We start from the raw sequence: 12648 nt of genomic DNA, 5'->3' as shown, positions 1-12648 counted from the left end.
ATGAAAATCCGCTTATTAGCTGTTTTTTTTATTGTTCTTTTAAGTTCCTGCGGAGTAAAACGATCCCTGGAGCAGCGGCCCGATATTTCCGGAATTAAAAAGATTGATACCAATCGCGTAAAACACAACGATACCTGGTATAGCCTTGGAAAAAACAATTTACTTCAAAATTCTCACGGTATTTGGGAGCTTTATATAGAAGGAAATCCGCTGGAAATGGGAGTAGCCAACGGCAATCTTACCCGCGAACTCATCCATCACCAGGAAGAGGCTTTTATGAATAAACTCGCGGAAGTAGTACCCTCCGAGTCTTATCGGGGATTTCTTAAAAAAGTGGTTTCCTGGTTTAACCGTAAGATGTATCTCTATGTCCCCGAAGAGTACAAAGAAGAAATTTATGGCGTTTCCCGCTACGGCCTTCATAAATACGATGATTTTGCGCCCGGTTATATCAGGATGCTTTATTTTCACGGCGCGCACGATATCGGGCACGCCTTGCAGGATCTAATGCTGGTGGGTTGTACTTCTTTTGCTGCCTGGAACGACAGAACCGCAGATGGAGAATTACTTATAGGAAGGAATTTCGATTTTTATGCCGGGGATGACTTCGGAAAACAAAAAATTGCGGCTTTCTATAATCCCGATAAAGGCTATAATTTCATGACCTATACCTGGGGTGGAATGATTGGAGCGGTAAGCGGGATGAACGAAAAAGGAATAACCGTGACCATCAATGCCGGAAAATCAAAAATTCCCCTGATGGCAAAAACTCCTGTTACCCTGGTTTCAAGAGAAATCCTTCAGTATGCTTCAAATATTGATGAAGCCATCCAAATAGCCAGGAATAGAGAAGTCTTTGTTTCCGAATCGATCATGGTGGGCAGCGGTGATGAACGAAAAGCTGTTCTTATTGAAGTTTCCCCGAAAAATTTTGGGGTTTATAAAGTGGAAAATAACGATAAACTGGTGTGCAGTAATCATTTCCAAAGCGACGCCTATAAAGATGATCGGCGCAATAAAAAGGCGATTTTAGAAAGTCATTCTAAATACCGGTTTGACAGAATGAATGAATTACTGGATGAAAACGATAAACTTACTCCCGGGAAAGCAGTCGCCATACTTAGAGACCGTAAAGGTTTGCATGATAAAACTATTGGCCTGGGGAACGAAAAGGCTATAAATCAGCTACTCGCGCATCACGGCATCGTTTTTAAACCTGAGGAACGAAAGGTTTGGGTTTCTGCCAATCCATATCAAATGGGCGAATTTGTCGCCTATGACCTTGATGATGTATTTCAGAAATTTGAAAAAGGAAATGTTTCAAAAAGTGTAGCCGATAATACTGCGCTTATCCCGGCAAGTGATTTTCTGAAGACAAAAAAGTACAGGGATTATGAGCAATATCGCAAATTAGAGTCTCAGGTTATACAAGATCTAAATTCCGGGAAAACACCTTCAGAAAAGACGGGTGCAGAACTTGTTCGATTAAATCCCCAGTTCTGGGAAGCCTATTTTCTTGCCGGAAATATCAATTATAAGCACGGCGATTATAAAAAAGCCGTAATTAATTTCAAACTCGCTTCAAAAAAAGAAGTGACTACCTTGCCGGATAAGCGAATGCTGGAAAAAATGATCAGGAAAAGCTATCGAAAACTGAAAAAATGAAGGATTTATATTTTCGAGATAAAAAGGAAATTGAGGAAGAACAGTTTGCGCTTCTACGAAAACAGCTGCTTTATATCGCTGAGCACTCACCATTTTATCAGCTAATTTTTAGGGAAAGGGGAGTGGATATTTCAAAAATTGAATCTTTTGATGATCTCAGAACTATTCCTATTACCACGAAAGAAGACCTTCAACGGTTTAATGAGGACTTCATTGCGGTTCCAAAAGCCGAAATTATTGACCTGGTAACCACTTCGGGCACGCTGGGAAGCCCTGTAAGTTTTGCTTTGAACGATGCCGACCTTGACCGTCTCGCGGAAAATGAGCAAAGATCTTTTGAAATAGCGGGCGTAACTTCAAAAGATATCGTACAAATTACCACTACTCTCGATCGTAGATTTATGGCGGGTATGGCGTATTTTATAGGACTTCGCAAAATGGGAGCGGGGATAATTAGAACCGGCAGCGGATTGCCAAAACTCCAGTGGGAAAGTATCCAAAGGTTTCAGCCAACAGTTCTGGTTGCCGTTCCATCATTTTTATTGAAATTAATAGATTATGCTGTAAAGAACAAAATCGATATTCAGAATTCCCCTGTAAAAAAAGCAATTTGCATAGGGGAACCGTTGCGCTCCGGGGATGGAGGATTAAATGCCCTTGGAAAAAAAATAACTGAAAAATGGGAAATTGAGCTGTTTTCTACCTATGCGTCTACCGAAATGGCCACTGCCTTTACAGAATGTGAATTTCACAAGGGAAATCATGTTTTAAGCGATCTTATTTATACTGAAATCGTAGATGAACAGGGCAGGGAAGTAGCTCCCGGCGAAACAGGAGAGCTTGTGGTGACGCCTTTGGGAGTACAAACCATGCCTTTGGTTCGTTTCGCGACAGGTGATATGCTGACTTTCACAAATTCTGCCTGCGAATGTGGGAGAAACACTAAAAAGTTAGGGCCGGTAATTGGAAGAAAACAACAAAAACTTAAGTTGAAAGGAACCAGTATTTATCCGCAGCATATTATTGAAGCGCTCAACAGTTACGGAAAACTGGAAAGTTTTCTCATAGAGGCGAGCCATGATGAACTTTCTAATGACAAATTGAAGATCCTGATCCCTGATACACTACAAAGCGCCGAAATCGAATCGCTAAAAGAGCATTTTAAATCGGAACTTCACGTCACGCCTGATTTTGAGAAAATTCCTCTTGAAGAAATCAATAGCATCCGATTTCCAAAAACAAGCAGGAAACCACAGGTTTTCAAAGATCTTAGAAATTAAATCTTTTTACAGAAGATCACTATTTTCTCCTCATTAAGATTCGTTGTGAAGAAAATATAATCTTCACCGCCTTCTTTAATTTTGAACTTTTTACGGATATCTTCTACAGATTCAGGAAAATTTCGGATTGTAATATTTGCTTTTTTACCCTTCAACTTCTTTTTTAGATCAGAAGCCTTATAGTGTTCAATTTCAGTTATTTGAAATTTTCTGCCCGGGAATTCTAAATTTTCTTCAGAAGTAAATAAATGAGAATTCTGATGGAGCTTTTTAGTTTTGGTTTTACCGGCAACCAGGTCGAACAATCCGCTTTTCATAATTGCTGCATTCGGTTCATAAAGGAAGTTCAGGGGCCGGGATATTTCTGCTTTTTCTCCTGTTTCTTCCAGTTTCCCGGCCAATTCTTCTTTTCGGTTTCTACCAAAATTGATCGCTTTCAGCAAAGGATTTACTTCAGTAAAATTTTTATCCAAAATCCATAACACTTCCCGCACTTCATTATTTACAGCCACCACATGAATTTCCTTTACGCGCTGCAATTCCTGCATTCCTATTCTGAAGTCGAGCATAGGGGAGGTTTTAAGCAAAATAGTATTGGTATGAGCAAAAAGCAACAGAAGATTTGAGGGAATATCGGGAATACAATCTTCCAGTTTAAAAACTTTTCCACCATGTTCGTCCCGCCGGGCAGGATCGGCATAGATAACATCAAAAATTTCATTTTTGACTGCTAAGAATTCCAGAGAATTTTGATTAAGCGTCCTGATATTCCCTGCGTTTAGCACTTCAAAATTATGCGCTGCAATTTCTGAAAGATGTGTATCCAGTTCGCAATAAGTAAAATCTTCAAAATTTTTAGAAAGATAATAAGAGTCTATTCCCAGTCCGCCGGTAAGATCAATTCCCTTTTTCCCGGAAACGAGTGAAGCCTTGTATTGGGCAGTAATTTCAGAAGAAGTCTGCTCAAGATTGAGTTTTGGGGGATAAATAATTTGCCTATTTTGATAAAATTCAGGAAACTTTTTTTCAGCGATCTTCACACCCTGTATTTGCTGGGCCAGTTCCTGAACGGTAACTTCTGTAAAAGGGCTGCCTTTCAGAATAAGAGAAGGAAGGTCATTTTTTCTGTTTTCATAGACAAATTTCGCAATTTCAGGTTTTAAAAGCGCCCTGTTCAGCATAATTAAAGGTTACGGGTTAACCTTTTTACGATCTTGTACTCACTCAGCGATTCTTTGGCGATCACTTTTAAAGCTGTGTAGAAAGGCACGGCCACGACCATTCCTACCACACCAAATAATAGCCCGGCAATAAGGATGATCAGAAAAATCTCAAGGGGATGAGATCTTACACTGGCTCCAAAGATCATTGGTTGTGAAATAAAATTATCGATAAGCTGGCAAATGGAGTAACCAAGCATTACATAAACAACTCGCGGCAGGATTACCGTACTGAAATCGGCTCCCAGAAAACTTGAAATCACGAATAAAGCCATTAAAATTCCGGCGGCCAGGGGCCCCAGATAGGGAACAAGGTTTAAAATTGCGCAAATAAAGGCGATGGCAATAGGATTGTTGATCTCAAATATGGAAAGCAGGATGATATAAAGAATGAATAAGACCAGGATTTGCAAGGTCAGACCTACAAAGTACCTGGAAAGTAAAATTTTGATTTTATTGAATACTCTTTGAAATTTATCTTCCTCTCCGTGATTGGCAAAAACCAGGATGCTATGCAGCATCAGTTTACTATCTTTTAAAAAGAAAAAAGAGATAAAAAGCACAGAAAATATAGCGATCAACGCGGCTCCAAGTATTCCGAAAACATTGTTTAAAAATTTTGGTATCAGGCTCAAATCGAAATTTCGCACGAATTCACTTCTTCTAAAAGCCTGGAGAACATTGATCTCTTCCACACCCAGGTAATTATTTATTTGATCGTTCAGATCATTAATATCACTTTTAAATGCTTCAATATCTATTTGGCCAAGATTACGACTTTGCTCGATTATTATTGGTACGAACAGGAAGATGAGACCAACAAATACCGACAGAAACAGCAAAAGAACGATCACTACAGCGATCTGATTGGGTAGCCGGAGCCGCTGTCTCAAAAATATAACCGCAGGTCTGCCAATTAATGCAATTACGGCAGCAACAGCGATGTAAACAAGTACCGACTGGATTTCATATAGGAATAATAAAAGAAGCACCACACCAATCATGATGCCTGTCGCTCGTAATATTCCGTTGGCAATATCGTGTGCTTTCACAAGGTAAATATATTATTTCTTGGAGAAATTACTCATAGCGCGTGTAATTTCATAGAAAGCAATTCCCACACTCTGCGCGACATTCATGCTGCTGTTATCTCCAAACATCTCAATATGAAAAATTTTATCGCTCAACTTAAGTATTTCTTCGCTAATCCCATTTCTCTCATTCCCAGCAACCAGCAGGATTTTTTCTGAAGCGGAATATTGAAATTGCCTCAAATCTTTACTGTTTGAAGCAATTTCGAGTGAGATCACCGTAAAGCCTTCTTCTTTTTTCTGCTGAATATAATGTACAGTTGATTTTCTGAACTCATAATTAACAGAAGTATAAGTATTTCGTGCCGTCTTTTTTAAACGATTGCTGTTCATATTGGGTTCGGTTTCACAAAAAACGATTTTTTCAATCCCGAAGGCATCGGATAGGCGGAAAAGGCTGCCAATATTGGCTTCACCAATAATATTATCGGCTACGAGAATTAGCGGAAATTTCTGTTTTTCAAAGTCGGTTTCGTTATGAGTTAACTGTGAGCTCAATTTTCAAAAACATATTTGACAATATTTGCACCCATTTTTAAAGCTTTTAACCTCACATCTTCCGGGTCGTGATGCACTTCTTCGCTTTCCCAGCCATCTCCCAGGTCGCTTTCATAAGTAAAAAGCAGCACCAGGCGATCATTTTCAAAAATACCAAACGCCTGTGGTGGCAGTCCGTCATGTTCATGTATCTTTGGCAATCCATTTGGAAAAGGAAATTCAGAAGAAAAAATAGGATGATTCGCAGGTAACTCAACGAGCTCCTTATCGGGAAAAAGTTTTTTGATCTCTTTGCGGATGTACTTATTCATTCCGTAGTTATCATCAATATGAAGAAATCCGCCGCTTAACAGATAAGTTCTTAGATTTTCAACTTCATTATCATCAAAAATCACATTTCCGTGGCCCGTCATATGAACTAATGGATATTGAAAAATATCTGAGCTACCGGGTTCAACGGTTTCCGGTTTTGGATCTATTTGTGTATTTATATGAGAATTGCAGAATTTGATCAGGTTGGGCAGGGAAGTAGGATTGGCATACCAGTCGCCGCCGCCATTGTATTTAAGCAAGGCGATTTCCTGTGCCTTTCCCGGTAGCATGGCACAAAGAAAAATGACCAGAAAAAGTAATTTTTTCATTTTTTTATATTTCCTGATTAAGAAGGGCTACTGTATGGCAGGCCACTATTGCTGCGGTCTCTGTACGAAGGCGGCTGTCTCCCAGACTTACGGGGATCCATCCATTTTTTATTGCGAGTTCAATCTCACCGGAACTAAAATCTCCTTCAGGACCAATTAAAATAACAACATCTTCTCCTTTTTTGATCTTTTGCTGAAGATAGGCCTTTTGAGTTTCTTCGCAGTGGGCAATATACCGGTTTCCGGTGTTGTATTTACTTATAATTTCCTTAAAATTCAGGGGTTCATTGAGCTGCGGCATCCTGAAATGAAGCGATTGTTTTACGGCACTTTGCAACACCCTTTCAAACCGATTAAGTTTCACCACTTTTCTTTCGCTGTGATCGCAAATGACCGGGGTAATTTCCTGAACGCCTATTTCAGTAGACTTTTCAAGAAACCATTCATACCGGTCGTTCATCTTGGTGGGAGCGACCATCAAATGCAGGTGATAAGGCGGTGGCGGTTCTTTTTCAGAAGAAATAATTTTAGCGACACATTGTTTTATATCGGCTTGTATGATCTCAGCTTTAAAGAAATCTCCTCTTCCGTTGGTGATATTAAGAAGATCGCCTTCATTCTTTCGCAAAACTTTTACAATATGCCTGCTTTCATCCCTGGGAAATAAGACCTGGGAATCTTTAGAAGTTATTTCAGGGTTAAAGAAAAGCTGCATTTTAAAACTTATATCGCGATTTGGCAGTAACCGAATAGTCGGCAAAATCCCCGGAAAGATATTTATAATAACCGGCAATTCCGATCATAGCGGCATTATCTGTAGTATATTCAAATTTGGGAATAAAACTTTTCCAGCCTAAATTCTTCTCGGCGTCTTTCATCGCCTGCCTTATCCCGCTGTTGGCGCTTACTCCGCCGCCGATAGCTACCTGTTTTATCCCGGTTTGTTTTACGGCTTTTTTCAGTTTATCCATTAAAATCTCAATAATAGTGTACTGAACAGAAGCACAAATATCCTTCAGGTTTTTTTCAACAAAATCAGGATCTTTTTTAGTTTCTCGTTGAATAAAATAAAGTACCGCGGTTTTAAATCCGCTGAAACTGAAATCCAGTCCTTCTACTTTTGGTTTGGGAAATGGAAAAGCTTTTGGATTACCTTCCTTTGAATACTTATCGATCAACGGACCGCCGGGATAGGGAAGTCCCATAATTTTAGCGCTTTTATCAAAAGCCTCACCCACCGCATCATCGGTGGTTTGGCCTATTATTTCCATGTTGAAATAATCATTGACCTTTACAATTTGAGTATGTCCGCCGCTAATGGTCATGGCCAGGAACGGAAATTCTGGTTTGTCGAAATTTTCCTCTTCGATAAAATGAGCTAGGATATGCGCCTGCATATGATTTACTTCAATAAGAGGGATTTGGAGGCCCATTGAAAGGGATTTCGCGAAAGAGGTGCCTACCAGTAACGAACCCATCAGTCCCGGGCCTCTTGTAAAAGCAATTGCAGAAAGCTCTTTTTTATCGATATTTGCCTTCGCCAAAGCCTGGTGGATCACCGGAACGATGTTCTGCTGGTGGGCTCGCGAGGCAAGTTCAGGAACAACACCACCATATTGCTTGTGAACTTCCTGAGTTGCTACAATATTAGACAGAATTTTTCCGTTGCAAAGTACAGCTGCAGCCGTATCATCGCAGGACGATTCAATTGCCAGAATGTGAATGTTTTGGTTGGTCATCAGAAAAAATGGGCATAGAAATTGTAAATTAGACGCAAAGTTAAAACATAAAAGCATATCAAAAAATTCTGGAAAATACTTATAAGAACAGTCGTCGCACTGCTTTTGTTTTTTATCATTCTGCTGATCGTATTTTCCATACCTGCTGTACAAACTTCAGTTGCCAAAAAACTTACGGATTCCTTACGTGAAAACAATGATGTAAACATTAGTATTGGCAGGGTGAAGCTCGGGTATTCCGGGAATATTCTGCTAAAGGATATTTATGTGGAAGACCATCATGAAGACACCCTTTTTACGGCGCGGGAAATAAAGACCTCCATTCTCAGTATCCGAAATCTTATTAATAATTCTCCCAATCTTGGAAATACCCGTATTGAAGGCCTTAATATGAAAATGCGGCGTTACGAGGGCGAAGACCGCGACAATCTGGGCGTGCTCATTCACAAGCTTAAAAAAGAACCTTCAGGCGAAGCTGCGCCCTTTAAATTAAATGCCAGGAATGTTCAAATTGTTGATAGCCGGTATAGCTATTATGATGAAAATCTTGATAAGGAAGATGTGCTGGTGATCGACAGCCTAAATATTTATGCGAATGAATTGCAGATCAATGATGAGAATATCGATATAGATATAGGAAAACTCAGCGGTTATGAGCATCGCGGACTGGAAATAGAAAATCTTTCCACGCAATTCCATTATGATCCGCAGAGTATGCGCCTGGTTGATATGCAATTAAAAACCCCGGGGTCTTTTGTAGATGCTGATTTGCATTTTAATTATAATTCAGGCGATTTTTCCGATTTTGAAAATCTCGTGCAGGTAAATGCCGATTTCAGAGAGAGTAAGATCTCCAGCAATGACCTGCAGGCATTTTATGATGGTTTTGGAGATGATGAAATGATCACTTTCAAAACTAAACTTTCGGGAACGCTGAATAATTTTCTGCTTGAAAACCTCGAAATGCACGGGATGGATCGCAGTAGTGTCGAGGGCGTATTGCGTGTGAAAGGCTCGTTTTCAAAAGATCCAAAAGACTTTTTATTAGATGGAGATTTCGCCGATCTCAACAGCAATTATTACGATCTCATCAATCTTTTACCGGGGCCTTTAAAGGGAAAATTACCTGAAACTTTAACCGATTTCGGAAATCTGAACCTAAAAGGTAAAACGGTGGTCAGCAATTCTTCTTTAGATGCCGACGTGGTCGTGACCACTCAATTAGGCTCGGCAGATGCTGATTTTATCCTCGAAAATTTCAATAGCGACACCAACGCCCACTATAAAGGAAAACTTATTTTCAAAGATTTCAATATTGGGCGGCTCCTCGATAAGGAAAAATTAGGAAAGACCTCTTTTAATATCGATTTTGACGGTAAAGGATTTGATCGCGAAAATTTAAATACTCAACTGCAGGGCCGAATTGCAAAGATTCGGTTCAATGGATATACCTATTCAGATATTCGCGTGATAGGAACTCTCAAAAATCCGGTTTTTAACGGCCATCTCGTTTCCAGAGACCCAAACCTGGAAATGGAATTCAATGGTTTAGCCGATCTTTCTCAGGATATCAATAATTACGATTTTGAAGCATCCGTACAATATGCTGATTTGAACGCATTAAATTTTGTAAGCCGCGACAGTACAGCTATTTTCAAGGGAGATGTGATCATGAATATGAAAGGGACCAGTATAGACGATGCTTACGGGTCAATTTATTTATTGAACACCTCTTATAAAAATGAAAACAACCTTTATTATTTTGAAGATCTCAGTATTTCTTCAAGTTTTGAAGGCCCGGTTAGAACGATCAAGATCAGTTCGCCTGATGTAATCAACGGGCAGATAACCGGTGTTTTTAAGCTTTCTGAAGTTCCGAACCTCTTTGAAAATTCGCTGGGCAGTATTTATACCAATTATCAGCCGAAGACAACTACGAGGAACCAGTATATGGAGTTTGATTTTGATATTTATAATCAGATTGTAGAGGTTTTTTTCCCCGAAATTCATCTGGCGCCAAATACTTTTCTTAAGGGACGGGTAGAATCGAATGAATCTGAATTCAAATTGACGTTCAAATCACCCAGGATCGATCTCTTTGGAAATATGGCCGAAAATATCAATTTACAGGTCGATAATACCAGTCCGATTTACAATACTTATTTTGAGGCCGACAGTGTGGCGACCGATCTTTATAATTTTTCTGAATTCAGTTTTATTAATGTAACTCAACGGGATACCCTATATATCCGTTCAGAATTCCGCGGTGGAAAGAAAAATAATGATGTTTTCAACCTTAACCTTTTCCATACAATTAATGAAAATGGAAAATCGGTTGTAGGCATTCAGAAATCTGATTTTAAATTTCAGGATAATGTCTGGTACGTAAACGAATCAAATAATAAGAATAACAAGATCGTTTTTGATAACCAGTTTCGCAATTTCACGATCCATTCACTCGTCATGAAACACGAAAATGAAGAAATAAGGCTTAGTGGTACCAAGCGGGATTCTACCTATAAAAATTTCAAAATGGAATTTGACAATGTGGATATCGCCAAGATCACCCCAGATATCGACAGTCTTGCATTTGCCGGAACGCTCAATGGTGATCTGGATATTCTTCAGGAAAATGGCGCCTACTATCCAAATACCCGAATGACCATTGATTCGCTGAATGTCAATGATATTTACCTCGGAAATTTAAAAATGAACGTGGAAGGAAATGAAAATCTTACCAATTACGCGGTAAATGCCGTCCTTCGGAATAAAGATGTGGAAGCTTTAAGCGCGCTAGGTGATATAAATGTAAGCGGAAAGGAACCGAGCATTGATCTTGAGGTGAACCTGAACAGGCTTAATCTGGCTGCCTTTAGTCCTCTTGGTAAAGATGTGCTATCCGATATTCGCGGATTTGCTTCCGGAAGGGCATTTGTCAACGGAAATTACAAGAATCCCAATTTTTCAGGTAGTCTCCAGCTAAATCAGGCGGGCCTGAAAATCCCCTATTTGAATGTAGATCTCAATTTTCAGCAAAATGCAGAGGTAGATCTTACCAAGCAGCAATTCGTTTTTGATGATATTACTCTTATCGATACCAAGTATAAAACGAAAGGAAAACTGAACGGAACTATTTCTCATAAGAATTTTTCAGAGTGGTTTCTGGATCTTAAGCTTTCAACAGACCGTCTTCTTGTTTTGGATACCGATAAAGATGAAGACGCACTCTATTACGGAACCGCCTTTATAGATGGGGAAGCCAGTATCAACGGGCCTACAGACCAGTTGGTGCTCGAGGTAAATGCGCAGACAGAACGAGGAACGGTTTTCAAAATTCCTTTAAATGATACCGAATCGGTAGGAGATAATTCTTTTATCCATTTTTTAACCGAAGAAGAAAAAGCCGCAAAACTGGCGGGAAAAGAGATCGTAATACCCGAGGTGAAGGGACTTGAAATGTTCTTTGATCTTGATATTACCAAAGATGCCGAGGTGGAGGTTGTGATAGACCAAACCAGCGGAAGCACCTTGCGAGGTCGTGGAGCGGGAAGTTTGCTGCTGGAAATCAATACCAACGGCAAATTCAATATGTGGGGAGATTTTATCGTGTATGAAGGAGTTTATAACTTCAAATACGCGGGACTTGTCCAGAAGGTTTTCAAGGTAGAGTCGGGAGGAAGTATCAACTGGGATGGCGACCCGCTGGAGGCGCAGCTCGATGTAAGCGCGGTATATTCGCTGAATGCGAATCCTGCAGTTCTGCTCGAAAATCCCTCGGTTAATAGGAAACTTCCTGTAGACGTGGTTATTAATCTTCAGGGCCAGATCGAGCAGCCCGATATTACTTTTGATATTGATTTTCCAAATGCCAGTTCTACCGTGAAGTCGGAACTTGAGTATAGAATAGATGACCGCGCCAGTAAAGAGCTGCAGGCGCTTTTCCTGTTGACTCAGGGAGTTTTTTATAGTGAATTCGGGTTGCGTGGTACCGCCATCTACGGAACCCTGGCTGAACGGGCTTCGAGCATAGTAAATGACATTTTTTCTGATGAAGACGGAAAGTTCCAGGTGGGAGTAAATTACGTTCAGGGCGATCGCACACCCGACCAACAAACCGTAGATAGATTTGGTCTGACACTTTCCACGCAGATATCAGACAGAGTTCTAATTAACGGACAGGTGGGCGTTCCTATTGGAGGGGTCACCGAATCGGTAATTATTGGTGATTTGGAGATCGATTTTCTTTTGAATGAAGACGGAAGCCTGCGCGCAAAGATCTTTAACCGGGAGAGCGATATCCAGTTTATTGGCGAAGAAATTGGATTTACCCAGGGGATAGGTCTGTCGTATTCTGTTGATTTTAATACTTTTAAAGAGCTTCTACGGAAAATTGCCGATACCCAGATCGAAAAGCCATCTTCCCCGGAAGCGGAAAATAAGGAAGCAGAAAGACCCCTGGTACCTGATTATATTAATTTCCCTTCGGTCAACCAAAATTGATTTTTCGGCTAAAT

Annotated in this window: 9 protein-coding genes; 3 read left to right on the top strand and 6 right to left on the bottom strand. The window is 40.1% G+C overall.

Annotated elements, in window-relative coordinates; all coding sequences use genetic code 11:
• Positions 1-1665, top strand: a complete 1665-nt coding sequence (locus tag C7S20_RS14690) for a C45 family peptidase (protein WP_107013185.1) — start codon at positions 1-3, stop codon at positions 1663-1665.
• Entirely contained in the window at positions 1662-2945 is a 1284-nt protein-coding gene (gene flxY / locus C7S20_RS14685; protein WP_107013184.1) for a flexirubin biosynthesis putative acyl-CoA ligase FlxY, read from the top strand. Before C7S20_RS14690 ends, flxY begins: the two co-directional genes overlap by 4 nt.
• Here flxY and C7S20_RS14680 read toward each other — a convergent pair.
• Genes C7S20_RS14680 through tsaD form a run of 6 tightly spaced genes read right to left on the bottom strand, consistent with a single transcriptional unit; the run spans position 2942 to position 8134 of the window.
• A complete protein-coding gene (locus tag C7S20_RS14680) occupies positions 2942-4126 on the bottom strand; it encodes a class I SAM-dependent methyltransferase (RefSeq protein ID WP_107013183.1) in 1185 nt (394 codons plus the stop codon). The two genes, flxY and C7S20_RS14680, sit on opposite strands and share 4 nt — an antisense overlap.
• Before the next feature lie 2 nt (positions 4127-4128).
• Positions 4129-5169: an AI-2E family transporter gene (locus C7S20_RS14675; protein WP_193510819.1), complete on the bottom strand. Its 1041-nt coding sequence runs from the start codon at positions 5167-5169 to the stop codon at positions 4129-4131.
• A gap of 60 nt (positions 5170-5229) precedes the next feature.
• Positions 5230-5754 (bottom strand): TrmH family RNA methyltransferase, encoded by a 525-nt coding sequence (locus C7S20_RS14670; RefSeq protein ID WP_107013181.1) that lies wholly within the window; start codon positions 5752-5754, stop codon positions 5230-5232.
• A complete protein-coding gene (locus C7S20_RS14665) occupies positions 5751-6395 on the bottom strand; it encodes a DUF4159 domain-containing protein (protein WP_107013180.1) in 645 nt (214 codons plus the stop codon). Before C7S20_RS14665 ends, C7S20_RS14670 begins: the two co-directional genes overlap by 4 nt.
• A gap of 4 nt (positions 6396-6399) precedes the next feature.
• Complete coding sequence (locus C7S20_RS14660) at positions 6400-7110, bottom strand: 16S rRNA (uracil(1498)-N(3))-methyltransferase (protein ID WP_107013179.1); 711 nt, start codon at positions 7108-7110, stop codon at positions 6400-6402.
• Between the two features lies 1 nt (position 7111).
• Positions 7112-8134 (bottom strand): tRNA (adenosine(37)-N6)-threonylcarbamoyltransferase complex transferase subunit TsaD, encoded by a 1023-nt coding sequence (tsaD, locus tag C7S20_RS14655; RefSeq protein ID WP_107013178.1) that lies wholly within the window; start codon positions 8132-8134, stop codon positions 7112-7114.
• Between the two features lie 105 nt (positions 8135-8239).
• Between tsaD and C7S20_RS14650 the strand changes: the two genes are divergently transcribed.
• Complete coding sequence (locus C7S20_RS14650; protein WP_107013177.1) at positions 8240-12634, top strand: translocation/assembly module TamB domain-containing protein; 4395 nt, start codon at positions 8240-8242, stop codon at positions 12632-12634.
• Positions 12635-12648 lie beyond the last annotated feature (14 nt).

Source organism: Christiangramia fulva (assembly GCF_003024155.1).
Taxonomy (GTDB): Bacteria; Bacteroidota; Bacteroidia; order Flavobacteriales; family Flavobacteriaceae; genus Christiangramia; species Christiangramia fulva.
This window is presented reverse-complemented; position numbering and strand designations above follow the sequence as displayed.

Coding starts and splice junctions, on each gene's coding strand:
- C7S20_RS14675 (WP_193510819.1), bottom strand. CDS start 5,169: ATGATTGGTGTGGTGCTTCTTTTATTATTCCTATATGAAATCCAGTCG.
- C7S20_RS14690 (WP_107013185.1), top strand. CDS start 1: ATGAAAATCCGCTTATTAGCTGTTTTTTTTATTGTTCTTTTAAGTTCC.
- C7S20_RS14680 (WP_107013183.1), bottom strand. CDS start 4,126: ATGCTGAACAGGGCGCTTTTAAAACCTGAAATTGCGAAATTTGTCTAT.
- flxY (WP_107013184.1), top strand. CDS start 1,662: ATGAAGGATTTATATTTTCGAGATAAAAAGGAAATTGAGGAAGAACAG.
- C7S20_RS14665 (WP_107013180.1), bottom strand. CDS start 6,395: ATGAAAAAATTACTTTTTCTGGTCATTTTTCTTTGTGCCATGCTACCG.
- tsaD (WP_107013178.1), bottom strand. CDS start 8,134: ATGACCAACCAAAACATTCACATTCTGGCAATTGAATCGTCCTGCGAT.
- C7S20_RS14660 (WP_107013179.1), bottom strand. CDS start 7,110: ATGCAGCTTTTCTTTAACCCTGAAATAACTTCTAAAGATTCCCAGGTC.